Annotated in this window: 13 protein-coding genes; 9 read left to right on the forward strand and 4 right to left on the reverse strand. The window is 67.0% G+C overall.

Features of this window, described 5'->3' with window-relative positions; all coding sequences use genetic code 11:
- Position 1 precedes the first annotated feature (1 nt).
- From AC6BOR_RS10830 to AC6BOR_RS10840, 3 genes are all read right to left on the reverse strand, one after another.
- Entirely contained in the window at positions 2-1,987 is a 1,986-nt protein-coding gene (locus AC6BOR_RS10830; RefSeq protein WP_498058452.1) for a DUF2075 domain-containing protein, read from the reverse strand.
- 89 nt (positions 1,988-2,076) lie between these two features.
- Positions 2,077-5,370, reverse strand: coding sequence for a TonB-dependent receptor domain-containing protein (locus AC6BOR_RS10835; RefSeq protein WP_498058453.1), 3,294 nt, complete (start codon positions 5,368-5,370; stop codon positions 2,077-2,079).
- Positions 5,371-5,539: 169 nt separating this feature from the next.
- Positions 5,540-7,141, reverse strand: a complete 1,602-nt coding sequence (locus AC6BOR_RS10840; protein ID WP_498058454.1) for a phosphoenolpyruvate carboxykinase — start codon at positions 7,139-7,141, stop codon at positions 5,540-5,542.
- A gap of 197 nt (positions 7,142-7,338) precedes the next feature.
- Here AC6BOR_RS10840 and AC6BOR_RS10845 point away from each other — a divergent pair, with 197 nt between their 5' ends.
- Genes AC6BOR_RS10845 through AC6BOR_RS10870 form a run of 6 tightly spaced genes read left to right on the forward strand, consistent with a single transcriptional unit; the run spans position 7,339 to position 13,178 of the window.
- Positions 7,339-8,079, forward strand: a complete 741-nt coding sequence (locus AC6BOR_RS10845; protein ID WP_498058455.1) for a response regulator transcription factor — start codon at positions 7,339-7,341, stop codon at positions 8,077-8,079.
- 16 nt (positions 8,080-8,095) lie between these two features.
- Entirely contained in the window at positions 8,096-9,634 is a 1,539-nt protein-coding gene (locus tag AC6BOR_RS10850) for a sensor histidine kinase (RefSeq protein WP_498058456.1), read from the forward strand.
- The gene (gene rapZ / locus AC6BOR_RS10855; RefSeq protein ID WP_498058457.1) at positions 9,631-10,980 is read left to right on the forward strand and encodes an RNase adapter RapZ; all 1,350 of its coding nucleotides are present in this window, start codon (positions 9,631-9,633) and stop codon (positions 10,978-10,980) included. Before AC6BOR_RS10850 ends, rapZ begins: the two co-directional genes overlap by 4 nt.
- A complete protein-coding gene (locus AC6BOR_RS10860; RefSeq protein WP_498058458.1) occupies positions 10,977-11,378 on the forward strand; it encodes a PTS sugar transporter subunit IIA in 402 nt (133 codons plus the stop codon). Before rapZ ends, AC6BOR_RS10860 begins: the two co-directional genes overlap by 4 nt.
- A 17-nt stretch (positions 11,379-11,395) precedes the next feature.
- Positions 11,396-11,653: an HPr family phosphocarrier protein gene (locus tag AC6BOR_RS10865; protein ID WP_498058459.1), complete on the forward strand. Its 258-nt coding sequence runs from the start codon at positions 11,396-11,398 to the stop codon at positions 11,651-11,653.
- 31 nt (positions 11,654-11,684) lie between these two features.
- On the forward strand, positions 11,685-13,178 hold the full coding sequence (locus AC6BOR_RS10870; protein ID WP_498058460.1) for a M28 family peptidase: 1,494 nt from the start codon (positions 11,685-11,687) through the stop codon (positions 13,176-13,178).
- Between the two features lie 7 nt (positions 13,179-13,185).
- Here AC6BOR_RS10870 and AC6BOR_RS10875 read toward each other — a convergent pair whose 3' ends face one another.
- A complete protein-coding gene (locus tag AC6BOR_RS10875; protein ID WP_498058461.1) occupies positions 13,186-13,809 on the reverse strand; it encodes an inner membrane-spanning protein YciB in 624 nt (207 codons plus the stop codon).
- A gap of 73 nt (positions 13,810-13,882) precedes the next feature.
- Here AC6BOR_RS10875 and ccmA point away from each other — a divergent pair, with 73 nt between their 5' ends.
- The 3 genes from ccmA (at position 13,883) to AC6BOR_RS10890 (ending at position 15,369) form a co-directional block, all read left to right on the forward strand.
- A complete protein-coding gene (ccmA, locus tag AC6BOR_RS10880; protein WP_498058462.1) occupies positions 13,883-14,455 on the forward strand; it encodes a heme ABC exporter ATP-binding protein CcmA in 573 nt (190 codons plus the stop codon).
- Positions 14,455-15,081 (forward strand): heme exporter protein CcmB, encoded by a 627-nt coding sequence (gene ccmB / locus AC6BOR_RS10885; protein ID WP_498058463.1) that lies wholly within the window; start codon positions 14,455-14,457, stop codon positions 15,079-15,081. Before ccmA ends, ccmB begins: the two co-directional genes overlap by 1 nt.
- Positions 15,082-15,180: 99 nt before the next feature.
- The gene (locus tag AC6BOR_RS10890) at positions 15,181-15,369 is read left to right on the forward strand and encodes a hypothetical protein (protein ID WP_498058464.1); all 189 of its coding nucleotides are present in this window, start codon (positions 15,181-15,183) and stop codon (positions 15,367-15,369) included.
- Positions 15,370-15,373: the final 4 nt, after the last annotated feature.

The raw sequence follows: 15,373 nt of genomic DNA on the forward strand, positions 1-15,373 counted from the left end.
GTCAGGCCAGTGCGGGCACACCACAGGCGGCCAGCCAATCAGCGATGGCATCATATTCGGCCGGTGGGCGGGTGGCATCTGCGGCATCACCGCGCGGCACGAAGATCACCATGCCCTGGCGCGCGCGGGTGAGCAGCACGCGATAGGCGTTTTTGACATAGTCAGCGCGGCCAAGCCCGGATTCGGTGCTGCTGGTCTGCTGCCATTTGGTGCCCTTGAACTGGCGGGCCTGCCAGCCGGTGGCGGTACGGCGGAAATTGAGGTCCCAGGCGACCCCTGTCCAATCCAGCTCCAGCCCCTGCACGTCAAATTCGGTGGCAGCATCCTCCAGTGCGTTGGACGCGCGGACATCGTCATTGCCGTTCAGGAACCAGTGGCAGACATCGATCGGCGCCTTCACGTGCAGGCCCTCGGGCTTCAGCCGCATGGCGTTGGAACTGGCGAGCAGGCCGGCGCGTTCGCCGGCGCGGCGCTGGCGGCGCAGCCAGTGACGGGCGGCGGCGAGATTGCGGGTGAAGAGGATGGGAAACTGGCCAGAGTCGGGCCGCAGTGACCGTGCGGCGGCGGGGTCTTCGGCCAGCAGCGCGGCAACAAAGGCGGACACGCGGTCTGCGCGGAAGGAGCGCACGGAGACGGCAAGGTGAAGGCCGGCATCGACCACGGCACCGCGCTGTTGCAGATGCCAGCGCAAGGCGCCGTCGAGCGGGCCATTCTCTGCCACCAGATGCGGCGGCAGGAACAGCTGCCAATGGCGCAGATCGGCTTGCAGGGCGCGCAACCATTCGGCCACGCCAGCTTCGCCGCGGTTGATTTCCTGGCCTTCGCCAATCAGGCAGACCACGACACACCAATCCGGCCGCCGGTCCATCACCGACAGCAGGAAGGCGGGCTCGGACTGGTCAAAACCCGGCTGGCCCTTCTTGCGGCGCATGAAGTCGCTGGTCATCGCGCGGTCCCAGGCGCGCTGGGCTTCGTCGAAGATCACCACGTGCTCGGACGGCACACGATCGGCCGGCAGATATTCATCGCGGAAATGATGGACATTCTGGATGAAGGCGTTGGGCTCGCGCGCCTGCAAAAGGCGGGCTTCTGGCAGATCGGGTGTGCCGTGCGCGCGCTTGCCATCGCGGCGCAGCGCTTCTTGCAGCACCTGCACCAATGGGCCGTTGCCGGAGAGGAAGACAGCATGCTCGTCTGGGTGATCGGGATGGCGCTGGCAGGCGAGGTTGAGGCCGGCCAGCGTCTTGCCGGCGCCTGGCACGCCGGTGACGAAGCAAATGGCCTTGCCGCCCTGGCGGCGCATACGGGCCACTACGGCGGCGATGGCAATGGCGGTGCGCGACAGATTTTCGGCACCGGCTTCGGATCGGGAAATGGCCGCCACATCATGCCCGGCATAGAGCGCCTCGGCGGCTTCGATGATGCTGGGGGTGGGGCGATAGGCGCCATCGGCCCAGGCATTGGCATCGATGGCCGGGCCATCGCCGCTGGCGAGCAGCCGCTGGATGGTGGGCAGCACATCGCCGGGGCTGAGGCAGATCGGATCATGCACCGTGTCTGCCGCCCAGAAGCCCAGGCCCAATTGTTGCGGCGGCGCGTCGCTGGCGATCAGGATGGGAACAATCGCCTTGTCGTGGCTGGTGACGTGGAAATTCTTGAGATCAAGCGCATAGCCATGCACCTGCTCGATGGCGTGGCGGGCGAAGCTGCGTTCGCCGACCTTGTATTCGAGCACGAGGATCAATGGGCCAATCACCAGCACGGCATCGGCCCGCCGGCCCATGCGCGGAATGGCGAATTCCATGAAGACATGAGCGCTGGGGAGGGCGGCGGCAAGTTGCTGCAGATGGGTGATGGTGAAACGCCAGGCGGCGATTTGGGACAGTTCGGTCGGGAATTGGGTTGCATCGGCCAAGTCGCCTAGGATGCGATTGGGTTCCAGTTCGGCCATGATTTCGCCGTCTGCATCAAACCAGGCGCGTTTCATGCCGCCAGGCTGCCAGGCCTGGCCGGGCGCCGCAACGAAAAAGGGCGGCCCGGTGGGGCCGCCCTTTCGCGTTTGGGTTGGGGATCGCGTCAGAGTTTGGCGCGGATGCCCATGAAGTAGAAGCGGCCCATGCCCGAGACCGGATAGGCCGAGGACGACAGGTAGGGCGCGGCGTTGGTGAGGTTGTTGACGCCGCCATAGAGGCTGAAGCGGTCGTCGATGATGTCCACGTTGAAGCTGATGTTGTGGATCCAGTAATCGGGCGCAAAGCCGGCCGGGCCGAATTCGGTGGCGATGCGTTCGATCTGGATGGCGCTGGCCACCGCCGTGGACTGCACATATTGCACATTGTAGCCGACGGTGACGGCGCCGCGGTTGACGGTGACCGAGCCGACGCCCGACCATTCCGGCACCGACAGTTCGCGCAGCGCCGGGTTGACCAGGTTGGGATCACGCGGATCGAAGAAGCGGTTCACCTTCTCCGTCCAGTTGCCGTTGAGGCCGAGGCTGATGTTGTTCTTGTCCCACAAGGTGAAGCGGTAGCTGGCCGAGAAATCGATGCCCGAGGTTTCGATGCGGCCGAAGTTCAGCACGCGCTGGTTGAGTGTGCGGAAGCCGAACAGATTGGGCTGGGTGGCCGAGGTGGCGCCCGATGCGGTGGGCCCGATGCGTTCGAACAGGCCGCAGAACTGGTTGGGGAAGGTGGTGTTGTCATAGCAGGTGTTGACGATGTCCTGCGCGGTGACGGTGCTGATCGCGTCGCGGATCTTGATCGAATAATAATCCGCGCTGAGCGTCAGGCCGGGCACGAAGCTGGGCTGCAGCACGGCGCCCACTGTCCAGGTCGTGGCCTTTTCTTCCGTCAGGTTCGGGTTGCCGCCAATGGTGCCGCCGAAACGGCCGGTGAGCGGATCGGCATAGTTGGCGATGAACGTCGCCGGGTTGGCGATGCCCAGTGCGGTGGCCGCCGCGATGCAGTTGGCCTTGCGGTTGGACGTGGCGTTCTGGTTGATCACGTCGCACGGATCGGCCGGGCGGAAGGTGGCCCCCTGCGCCGGATCGAACAGTTCGGCGATGTTGGGGGCGCGGATGGCGCGGGAATAGGTGCCGCGCAGCTTGATGTCCTTGATCGGCGCCCAGGTGCCGTTGACGTTCCAGGTGAAGGCACCGCCGACGGTGGAATAATCGGCATAGCGGCCGGCTGCACCAAGGCTCAGCTCGTGGAAGAAGGGCGCGTCCTTCAGGATCGGCAGCTTGATTTCGCCGAACACTTCCTTGACGTTGAACTTGCCGCCGGCGTTGTTGGTGCGGTTGGTCGGATCGAAGACCAGCGACTGGTTGGTGGGTTCAACGTCGCCGATGAACTTGCCAACCAGATTGGCCGGGCCGGTTTGCGGGATGATGCCCAGCACCAGCGGATCGAAGATGGAGCGGGAGATTTCCTCGCGATATTCGCCGCCGAAGGCGAACTGCACGGCGCCGCCGGGCAGGTTGAGGAAGCCGCCGGTGTCGCCGGTGAACAGGGCGGTAAACACCGTCTGTTCCAGGCGGGAGCGGTTGGTGGTCGGGGTGGTGATCCACTTGGCAGCAGCCGGGCTGATGCTGTTGGCGCCGGCCAGGATGTTCGCGGGCACGCAGGTGCCGTCACCCGGGCGGAAAGTGAAGAAGCCCGGCGCGATCAGCGGGAAGCTTTCGGAGCCCGGGTGCGGGGTGGTGTTGCCGGTGGAGACGCGGCAGACCGGCTGGCCGTTGGGGCCGCGCACCACATCGAGCGCGGCAAACAGGCGATCATAGAGCACCGAGTTTTCGAAGGTGTTGGCGCTGTCGGTCTTGCCCCAGTTGCCGACGACTTCGTAGTTGAGGTGCGGGGTGATCTCCCCGCGCACGCCGGCGACGATGCGATAGGTCTGGCGCTGCGCACGGCTGATGCCGTCGCCGAGATCGGTCATGTCGCGGGAGACGCGCAGGCCGCCGGCGGCATCGGATTCGGCCTTGAGCGCGGCCGGGATGAACGGGTTATCGGGCAGGATCAGCAGCGAATCGTAGAAGCTGTTGTAGGCGCTGCGGCTGATGGCGCTGTTGCGGGTGTATTTGGCATCGATGAACACCTCTGCCGCCGGCGACAGTTCATAATTGCCGCGGAAATTGGCGTAGATGCGCTGCGAACCGGGGATCAGCGACTGGGCGTTGACGCGTTCCGGGGCGCCATCGCCGCCGAACTGGTTCTGGCTGGTGGAGATGATGCCATCCTGGAAGATGCGCACGCCGCCGCCGGGGGTGGAGACATAGCAGCCGCCGCCGCCAAAGCCGGTCCAGCCGACATAGGATTCGTTGCAATCGGCGATGCCGTTGCCGTTGATGTCGGTGGAGAAGCGGGCGAAATCGGCGCGGAAGATGAGGCCGGCGTTGGACGAGATGCCGAAGGCCGGTTGCGGCGCGATCACGAAGGAGGGCGCACCGGCGGCGCGGGCGATGAGCGCCTGTTCGGCGGCGGTGAGGGTGACGCCGGGGAACAGCGTGGCGGCCTGGGCGGCCGTGGGGATCAGCGGGCCGAAGCTGATGCGGCTGGTGCGCGGGCCGGGGCCGCCAACCCGGTAATAGTTGGCGAAGTTCGGCATGGTGGCCGGGTTGATGTCACCCTTCTGGAACCGCTTGAACGGGTTGGAATAGGTGGTGCTGTTGTTGCCGCGGCCGTTGTTGGCGGTGGCCGGCCGGTCGGCAAACAGGATTTCCGTATCCTTGGTGTAGCCGGCCGAGAAGGTGATGTTGCCCTTGCCGTCGGCGAAGTTGGTGCCCCAGGTGCCTTCGATGCGATAGGTCTGGCCGTCGCCATAATCGGAAATGCCGAACTGGCCATCCAGCGCGAGGCCGGTGAAATTCTTCTTCAGCACATAGTTGACGACCCCGGTGACGGCGTCGGCGCCATAGACGGCCGAGGCGCCGCCGGTGAGCACGTCCACACGCTCGATGAGGGCGTTGGGGATGGTGGCGACGTCAACCGTCTGGCTGCCGGCCACACCGGAGACGTGGCGATAGCCATCGACCAGCACCAGGGTGCGGTTGGCGCCCAATTGGCGCAGGTTCAGCGTGGCCTGGCCGACACCGCCGGCGCCGCGCTCGATGGAATCGGCCACGGTGCCCGAGGCGAGCAGCGCCGGGATCTGGCGCAGGGTGGCGGTGGGATCACTGTTGCCCAGCGCGCGCAGGGCGGCGGCATCGACCGTGGTGATCGGCAGCGGCGCAGTTTCGTTGGGGCTGCCCTTCAGGCGCGAACCGGTGACGACCAGTTCCTCTGCGGCGGTTTCGGCGGCGGCGGCCTTTTCCTGGGCCTGCACCGCGCTGGCCAGAGAGCCGGCCAGCACGGAGCTGGCAAGCAGAAGCATCGTCTTGTTGAACACTGGTAGCCCCCCAGATTGAAAATTGGACGTCCGTGTTGTTGCCGGGCGTCAGGGGCTTTTCAACGAGGCAAATGCCGCAGGCGCGTTATTTTTCGAACAAATCAGCCATCATGTGGCCCATCGGCCACATGATGGTGATTCAAACTTGTCTGGTTCAGGCCGCTTTGGGAGCCGATTCGCGCACGCCCTGATCGACATGGGCTTCGAACTGGGCGAAATTGGCGATGAACATGCCGACCAGCTTTTTCGCCTGCGCGTCATAGGCGGCGGTGTCGGCCCAGGTGTCACGCGGGTTGAGGATGGTGGGATCAACGCCCGGCACGCTGACCGGCACGGCAAAGCCGAAATTTTCATCGATGCGGAATTCTGACGTGTTGAGACTGCCATCCAGCGCGGCGTTGAGCAGGGCGCGGGTGGCCTTGATCGGCATGCGGTGGCCACCGGCCGTCGCGCTGCCGCCGGTCCAGCCGGTGTTGACCAGCCACACATCGACATTGCCCTTGCCGATGCGTTCCTTCAGCAGATTGCCATAGACCGACGGGTGGCGCGGCATGAACGGCGCGCCAAAGCAGGTGGAGAAGGTGGCATCGGGTTCGGTGACGCCGATTTCGGTGCCGGCGACGCGGGCGGTGTAGCCCGACAGGAAATGGTACATGGCCTGATCCGCCGTGAGCTTGGCAATCGGCGGCAGGATGCCGAACGCGTCGGCGGTGAGCATGATGATGTTGCGCGGCACCGGGCCCATATTGTCGGCCGAGGCGTTGGGAATGAACTCGATCGGATAGGAGCCGCGGCTGTTTTCCGCGAGGCTGTTGTCATCCAGGTCGATCTTCCGGGTGACCGGATCGATGACGACATTTTCCAGCACCGTGCCAAAGCGGCGGGTGGTGGCGTAAATCTCCGGCTCGGCTTCGGCCGAAAGACGGATCATCTTGGCATAGCAGCCGCCTTCGAAGTTGAAGACCGCCGTGTCGGACCAGCCATGTTCATCATCGCCGATCAGCGTGCGGCTGGCATCGGCAGACAGGGTGGTCTTGCCGGTGCCGGACAGGCCGAAGAAGATGGCGGTGTCGCCGTTGGGGCCGATGTTGGCGGAGCAGTGCATCGGCATCACGCCGGTTTGCGGCAGCAGATAGTTGAGGATGGAGAAGACCGACTTCTTCATTTCGCCGGCATAGGCGGTGCCGCCGATCAGCACGGTCTTGCCTTCGAAATCGACCGCCACCACGGTTTCGCTGCGGCAGCCATGGCGGGCCGGATCGGCCGTGAAGCTGGGCAGGTCGATGATGGTATATTCCGGCAGGAAGTCGGCCAGATCGGCGAGTTCCGGGCGCACCAGCAGGGTGCGGATGAACAGGCTGTGCCAGGCATATTCGGTGATCACCCGCACCTTGACCCGGTGTTCGGGTTGGCTGCCGCCATAAAGATCCTGCACGAACAGATCGGCCTTGCCCTTCAGCGCCGTCTGGAAATCGGCCTTGATGGCGGCAAACTGTTCGGGCGTGATGCTCTTGTTCTTGTCCCACCAGATGGTGCTTTCGGTGGCGGCATCGCGCACAATGAACTTGTCGTTGGCGGAGCGGCCGGTGTGCTTGCCGGTTTTCACCACCAGCGCGCCATGTTCGGACAGCAGGCCTTCGCCGCGCTGCACGGCCAGCTCGACGAGGGCGCCGGTGAGCAGATTCCAGTGGAGATTGGCGGGCGTGTCATAGCCCTGGGCCGCAAGGCTATGGCTGGAAATCACGGTCGACGGCACGGCTATTCTCCTTAATCGGGGCCCCCACGCCCCACCCGCGGCTGTGCGCTGCGCATAACCCACGCATACGTATTCGTCAAAAGCGGCGATGCCATCCTTTCGGACAGGGCAGCCATGCAGCGCATGCAGGAGCAGCCTGTGGGCAACCGGGGCGCACCCCTTGCCAGCGGGGCGCGCGCGTTCCACATAGGCGGGCGATGGACAGCACCGCGCCGCCCGCCCCGACGATCGCCCTGGTGGATGATGACCGCAACATCCTCACCTCGGTATCGATTGCGCTTCAGGCCGAAGGCTTTGCCGTGCGGCTGTATTCCGATGGTGACAGCGCGTTGAAGGCGCTGCTGGAAAACCAGCCCGACCTGGTGGTGCTGGACATCAAGATGCCGCGCATGGACGGGATGGAGGTGCTGCGCCGGTTGCGCGAAAAGGTGCAGGTGCCGGTGATTTTCCTGACCAGCAAGGACACCGAGATTGACGAGGCGCTGGGCCTGGCCATGGGCGCCGATGATTATATTGGCAAGCCGTTCAGCCAGCGCCTGCTGATCGAACGCATCCGCGCCGTGCTGCGCCGCACAGCCAACCGCCGAGCCGCCGAGGAGCAGCCCGATCAGCCGGCCGCCGAGCCCATCGTGCGCGGCCGCCTGACCATGGACCCCGCCCGCCACCGCGTGTTCTGGGATGGCGGCGATGGCCGGCGCGGCGATGTGGCATTGACGGTGACCGAATTCATGATCCTGGAAACGCTGGCCAGCCGGCCCGGCTTTGTGAAATCGCGCGACCAGCTGATGGATGCGGCCTATTCCCACGATGTCTATGTGGATGACCGCACCATCGACAGCCACATCAAGCGGCTCAGGAAGAAGTTCCGCGTGGTGGACCATCAGTTCAAGGCGATCGAGACGCTGTATGGCGTCGGCTACCGTTTCAACGAGGAATAGCCGCGCCGAGGAAGCGGTGCAGGAATGGCGCCGCAACCTGGGCTTTGGCAGCTTGCGGGCCCGCATCTTTGCGGTGAACGTGGTGGCGGTGATCGTGCTGGCGATCATGCTGCTGTATCTGGACAATGTGCGATACCGGCTGCTGGCCGAACGCAGCGATGCGCTGGCCAACGAGGCGGCAGCGGTGGCGCATCTGCTGGCTGACCGGCCGCCCCCGGAACAGGCGGCGGCGGTGGCCGGCATGGGCCTGGCGCGCGGCGCGCGGCTGCGCCTCTATGATGGCGGTGGCCTGGCTGTGGCCGACAATTGGCAGAGCCCGAAAAACCCGCGCTTCGTCGTGGAGGACCCGGCCGCCTATGGCTGGCGGCGGGCGGCGGCCAAGCTGATCGACAGGGCGCTGGATGCGGTGCTGGGCTTTCGCGATCTGCCGGCCTATGCCGAACCGGCGCCGGGCCGGGCCGGAGACCGGGCGGCGCGCTGGCGCGAGGTGGCGCGGGCGCAGGCCGCCGGCCAGCCGGTGACCGATCTGCGGCGCGCGCGCGATGGCACGCTGATCGTGTCGGCCGCGGCGCCACTGGCCAGTGGCGAAACGGTGTTGCTGATCGATTCGGCAGAGGATCTGGCCGAGCTGCTGCGGCGCGAGCGGCTGACATCGGGCTGGCTGCTGTTGAGCGTGACGGGGTTGACCCTGTTCCTTTCGGTGTTTCTGGCCCGCACCATCGTGCGGCCGCTGCGCCTGCTGGCGGTGGCGGCGCATCGGGTGCGGCTGGGCCGCAGCCGCGAGGTGGTGGTGCCGCGCCTGCCCGACCGTCGGGACGAGATCGGCGCGTTGGCGCGGGCGATTTCCGACATGTCCATCGCGCTGCGCGGCCAGATCGATGCGACCGAAGCCTTTGCCGCCGATGTGGCGCACGAGCTGAAGAATCCGCTCGCCTCGCTGCGTTCGGCGGTGGAGGTGCTGGAACAGGTGGAGCAGCCCGAACTGCGCGCCCAGTTGCTGGCGGTGATCCGCGACGATGTTGCCCGCATCGACCGGTTGATCACCGACATCGCCGATGCCAGCCGGCTGGATGCCGAACTGTCGCGCACCGGGTTTCAGCCGGTGGACCTGGCGCGGCTGTGCAGCGGGCTGGTGCAGGCCTATGGCGTGGCCGGCCTGCCGCGCGGCGTGGCTGTGGCGCTGGCCCCGGTGCCGGCGCGGCTGCCGGCGATCGAGGGCGATGCCGCCCGCCTGGCCCAGGTGCTGCGCAACCTTATCGACAATGCCATCAGCTTTTCGCCCGACGCAGGCCAAGTGAGCATCGCGCTGGCCGCAGCCGGGGACCGGGTCGAGGTGACGGTGGCCGATCAGGGCCCCGGTGTGCCGGCCGCCAACCGCAGTGACATTTTCCGCCGTTTCTATTCGGAGCGGCCGGGGCATGAGGATTTTGGCCGGCACAGCGGCCTGGGCCTGTCGATCGCGGCGGCCATTGTGGCGGCGCATGGCGGCAGCATAAGCGTCGAGGATGCGCCGGGTGGCGGCGCGCTGTTCCGTCTGGGCTTGCCGGCGGCATGACGGGCGCGGCCACCATTCATGCCACGGCGGTGGCGCTGAACGGGCGCGCCGTGCTGTTGCTGGGCCCGGCGGGCAGCGGCAAATCCGATCTGGCGCTGCGGCTGGTGGCGGCCGGCTGGACGTTGGTGGCCGATGACCGGGTGGTGTTGAGCCGCGATGGCGAGGCCCTGATCGCCAGTGCGCCGGCGCGGCTGGCCGGCCTGATCGAAGTGCGCGGTGTTGGCATCGTGCCGGAGGCGACCCAGCCGGCACCGGCGGCGCTGGCGCTGGATCTTGGCCGGCCGGCGGAGCGGTTGCCTGCGGCGGACTGGGCGGAATATCTGGGCGTGGCGGTGCCATTGCTGGCCTTTGATCCCTTTGGCGCATCGGCGCCGGAACGGGCAGCCCGGGCCTTGGCGAATCATGGCCTGGCTGGCAGCAGTGCAGCGGTGCAACCGATCCTGATCGTTACCGGCCTGTCGGGTGCCGGCAAATCCACCGTGCTGAAGGCGCTGGAGGATGCCGGACATGAAGTTGTCGACAATCTGCCCATTGGCCTCCTGGATGGGTTGCTGGCGGCCGCCGCGCTGCGACCGATCGCACTGGGGCTGGACAGCCGCACCCGCGCCTTTGATGCCAAGGCGTTGAGTGCCCGGGTGGCGGCGCTGCGCGACACCGGGCGCGATGTGCGGCTGGTCTACCTGGACTGTGCCGATGATGTATTGATCCGGCGCTTTTCCGAAACCCGGCGGCGGCATCCGCTGGCGCAGGACCGGCCGGCCATTGATGGCATCCGGGCGGAGCGCGACCTGTTGGGCGCTTTGAAGCGCAGCGCTGACCTGGTGATTGATTCGTCGGACCTGTCGGTGACCGATCTGCGCGCCCGGGTGACGGAGCGCTTTGGTGGGGGCTTTTCGCCGGGGCTGACGGTGACGGTGATGAGCTTTGGCTTTTCCACCGGCCTGCCGCGTGAGGCCGATCTGGTGTTTGACATGCGCTTTCTGGCCAATCCGCATTGGGATGCCGCGTTGCGGCCGCTGACCGGGGAAGATGCGGCGGTGGCGGCTTATGTGGCGGCTGATCCGCTTTATGCCGGCACGCTGGACCGGATCGACGATCTGATCCAGAGCCTGCTGCCAGGCTATGCCCGGGAGGGGAAATCCTATCTCACCATCGCCATCGGCTGCACCGGTGGGCGGCACCGCAGCGTGGCGGTGGCGCGGGCGCTGGCAGCGCGGCTGGCGGATGCCGGGCAGACCGTGGCGCTGGTGCACCGGGACATCGCAAAACAGGGGGGTGATGCCGCCGTGGTGGCAGGCCCCCCATTGACAGACTCAGGCAAAGCGGGTGAGGCCAGCAACCAATGATCGGATTGGTTTTGGTGACGCACGGCAATCTTGCCGTGGAGTTCAAGGCGGCGATGGAGCATGTCGTCGGCCCGCAGACGTGCGTGCAGACGATCTGCATCGCGGCCGAGGATGACATGGAGCTGCGCCGGGCCGACATTGCCGCGGCGGTGAAGGCCTGCAACAGCGGCAGCGGCGTGATCATCCTGACCGACATGTTTGGCGGCACGCCATCGAACCTGGCCATTTCCCTGCTGGGGCCGCAGGTGGAGGTGATCGCCGGGGTGAATTTGCCGATGCTGATCAAGCTGGCGAGCGTGCGCAAGAGCTGCACGGTGGAGGCGGCGGTTCAGGCCGCCCAGGATGCCGGGCGTAAATATATCGCGGTCGCCAGCCGCATGCTGGGCGAAGCGGCTTGAGCGCGACCGCCGGGCCCGTGAAGGTTCCGATCACCAACCGGCGCGGGCTGCACGCGCGCGCCAGTGCAAAATTTGTCACCCTGGCATCGGGTTTTGATGCCGAGGTGGTGGTGAGCCACGATGGCTCTGATGTGACCGGCACATCGATCATGGGCCTGATGATGCTGGCAGCAGCGATGGGTGACGAGATCGAGATCAGCGCCACCGGCCCGCAGGCTGAGGATGCGGTGGCCAAGCTGGCCGGGCTGGTGCTGGACAAGTTTGGCGAGGATTGAGTTTTCCGGCCAGCCGGGCAAAGTCAGCCCCATGCGCCGGATCCTGCTGCTCACCGCCCTGATTGCCACCTCTGCTTTGGCCAAGCCGGATGCCGACACCAGCGCCTGGTTGGCGCGGACGGCGGAACTGTCGAGCGATGCGATGGAGGGCCGCGATGCCGGCAGCTCTGGCCATGCCCGCGCCATTGCGCTGGTGGAGAGCTGGTTCAAGCGGGCGAAGCTGCAACCGGCGGGTGAGAATGGCACATACCGCCAGATGGTGCCGCTGCACGAGGTGCAGGTGACGGCGGCCAGCATGCGGGTGGTGCAGCCCGACGGCAGCGCTATGCCGCTGAAATTCCTGCACGAGGTGACGCCGCGCGCTGCCGTTGATCTGCCGGCCCGCCTGTCGGCCCCGATGCGTTTTGCCGGCTATTGCAGCAAGGCGGAGGCCGGGCCGGAGCTGAAGGGCAAGATCGCCATCTGTTACGGAAGCCGGCGCACGGGCCGGGCCGCGGCGGCGGAGCGGCTGGCAGCGGTGACGGCCGCGGGCGCGGTCGCGGTGCTGACCATCGATGATGTCGGGTTCAATATCGAGCCGCCGCGCTGGCCCGATGCCTATGCGCGCAGCGTGGCGCATGACGGCGCGCCGCTGCCCAGCGGCCTGCCGCAGTTTCGCGTGAACGGCGCGGCGCTGGCGACGCTGATCGCCGGCACCGGCCGGCTGGCGTCGACCATCCTGACCGAGGGCACCTACCACCGCGATCTCGACCGTTTCGATGTGCCCGGCCGGTTCGAGGCCAACCTGACCACGGCGACCCGGCGCTTTGCATCCGAACAGCTGATCGCGCGCTTGCCCGGCACCGACAAGGCCAAGGCGGGCGAGCATCTGCTGCTCGGCGCCCATATCGATGGTTATGGCTTTGGCGAGCCGGTGAACGGCGATGCGTTGTACAATGGCGCGCTGGACGATGCGGCCTATGTCGCGTTGCTGGCGCAGCTGGCGGAACGGCGCCGGGGCAAGGGCTATGCCCGGCCGATCCTGTTTGCGGTGTGGACGGCGGAGGAGAAGGGCCTGTTGGGCGCGCGCTGGTGGCTGCAGCATCCGACCGTGCCCAAGGGCGAGGTGGCCGGCGTGATCAACCTGGATCAGTTGCGGCCGCTGTTCCCGTTGAAGGCGCTGACCATGCACAGCAAGGAGCCGACGACGCTGGCCGAAGCTGCCAAGCAGGTGGCGCAGGGGTTGAAGATCCAGATCCGCCCCGACCTTGAGCCGGAGCGCAACCTCATTCGCCGGGTGGACAGCTGGCCGTTCATGGAGGCCGGCATTCCGGGGTTGAACTTCGTGTTCGCTTACGACCCGCGCACCGAGGAGGAACGGATTTACCGGGACTGGTATCAGCGCCGCTATCACCGGCCGCAGGATGACATGACGACGCCGATGGACCTGACCGCGGCGCGCGATTTCAACCGGTTTTTCTATGCGCTGGTGGAGCGGGTGGCCAATGATCCGGTGCCGCCAGCCTTCACGGTGGCGCCGCGCTGAGGCGGGATCAATCCAGCTTCAGGCCATGTTTGGTCAGCAGCGGCGTCTGGGCGATGGTGAAGGCGAAGATGGCGACGGTGACGCCCCAGACCTTGAAGCTGAGCCAGTCGTCATAGCTGAGGAAGCGGCGCGCGGCTTCGTTGGCGGCGAGCAGGGCGAGGAAGAACAGGGCCCAGTTGCGGGTGAGCAGCCGCCAGCCGCGATCCGTGAGGCCGGGCAGCGCGTCGCCCATCACCAGCTGCAGGGTGGGCCGCCCGGTGAGCAGGCCGCCAAGCAGCAGGGCGGCGAACACGCCATAGATGATGGTGGGCTTCAGCTGGATGAACGCCTTGTCCTGCAGCCAGATGGTGAGGCCGCCGAACAGCACGACGATCACCGTGGTGAAGATCATTGCGGGCGGCAGATGCCGGGTCTTGGCCCAGTGCCACAGCGCGGCGATCAGGCTGGCAACGATGAACACGCCGGTGCCGATCATGGCGCTGGCCATGTCGGCGTCGCGCAGGCCGGGCAGCTGCCCGCGTTCAAACATCGCCTTGCCGGCCTTGCTGGCGGCAAAGAACAGCAGCAGCGGGCCAAAATTCACAGCCAGATTGCTGGAGGTGGACAGTTGCGGACGATCGGCAGGGGGCATGATCCGCGCCATAGCCTGAATTGCCGGGCTTGCCCAGTTGCGGGCGGCAGGGCCGGCGGTTAAGCCTGACCGGGTGAGCGAAGCGCTTGAAATCACCGATCTGGCCTGCCGGCGTGGCGGGCGGATGCTGTTTGAGGGGGTTTCGGCCCGCGTGGCGCCCGGCGGCGCACTGCTGCTGGTCGGGCCCAACGGCACCGGAAAATCATCGCTGTTGCGGCTGCTGGCCGGGCTGTTGCCGGCGGCGGCCGGCAGTGTGGCTTTTGCTGGCCGGCGCGCCTTTGCCGGGCACGAGGTGGCGTTGAAACCGCGCCAGAGCCTGGGTGCGGAACTTAGCCACTGGGCGCGGCTGGATGGCGGGCTGCCGCGGCTGCCGGCGGCGCTGGAGGCGATGAACCTCGCGGCGCTGGTGGATGTGCCGTGCCGCATGCTGTCATCCGGGCAGAAGCGGCGGGCGGCGATTGCCCGGGTGATTGCCGCCGGCGCGGAGCTGTGGCTGCTGGATGAACCGACGGCGGGGCTGGACACGGCGTCGGCCGGGCTGCTGGCGCGGGCGATGGCGGCGCACCGGGCGGCGGGCGGCCTGGTGGTGGCGGCGGTGCATGGCGATATCGGCCTGGATGATGCCGCAACGCTGAGGCTCGGCTGATGCTGTGGGCCTTGTTCCGCCGCGATCTGCTGCTGATCGCCCGGTCGCCGGCGATCTGGCTGCCGGTGATGTTCTTCGTGCTGGTGGCGGCGCTGTTCCCCTTTGCCGTGGGGCCGGATGCGCGGCTGCTGGCCCGCATCGCGCCGGGGATCATCTGGGTGGCGGCGCTGCTGGCCAGCCTGTTGCCGGTGGAGACATTGCTGGCCCCCGACGTGGAGGATGGCAGCATCGATCAGCTGATCGCCCGCGGCATCGCGCTGGAACTGGTGTGCGCCGCCCGCATCGCCGCGCACTGGCTTGGCTTTGCCGTGCCGTTGCTGGCGGCGCTGCCGGTGGCCGGCGTGCTGCTGGGCCTGGATGCGGCGACCGGTCTGCGGCTGGGGCTGGCCTTGCTGCTTGGCACGCCGGCGCTGGCCAGCCTGGCGGTGGTGGCCGCCGCATTGACCGCCGGGTTGAAGGGTGGCGGGGCGCTCGCCGGGCTGATCGTGTTGCCACTAGCGTTGCCGGTGCTGATCTTTGGCGTGGGCAGCGATGTGGCTGGCGCCTTCCGCCTGCTCGGTGCGGCCAGCCTGGTGGCGCTGGCGGTGGGGCCCTTTGCGGCGGCGGCGGCGCTGAAGCCGGACTGAGCCGGCACCATTGTTATGGCCGCAGGCTTCATGCACTATTGATTGCGAAATTGCTGCGAGGGTTCAGTGATGATTCGAATTTTGCCAGCGGCTGGACTGTTGGCGCTGGCGCTTGCCACGGCCGCCTGCGGCGCAAAGAAGGCCGAAGAGAAGGAGGCTGCGCCCGGCGTGCCGACGCTGGCCAAGCCCAACACGATCGGCCGCGATTTCACCAATCTGCCGCCGCTGCCGCCGCCGGACACCGGGCCGGCCAAGCCGGAGGATCAGCCGGCCAAGCCCGCTGGCTGAGGCG

It is taken from the genome of Sandarakinorhabdus sp. FBCC-B8862 (genome assembly GCF_059745315.1).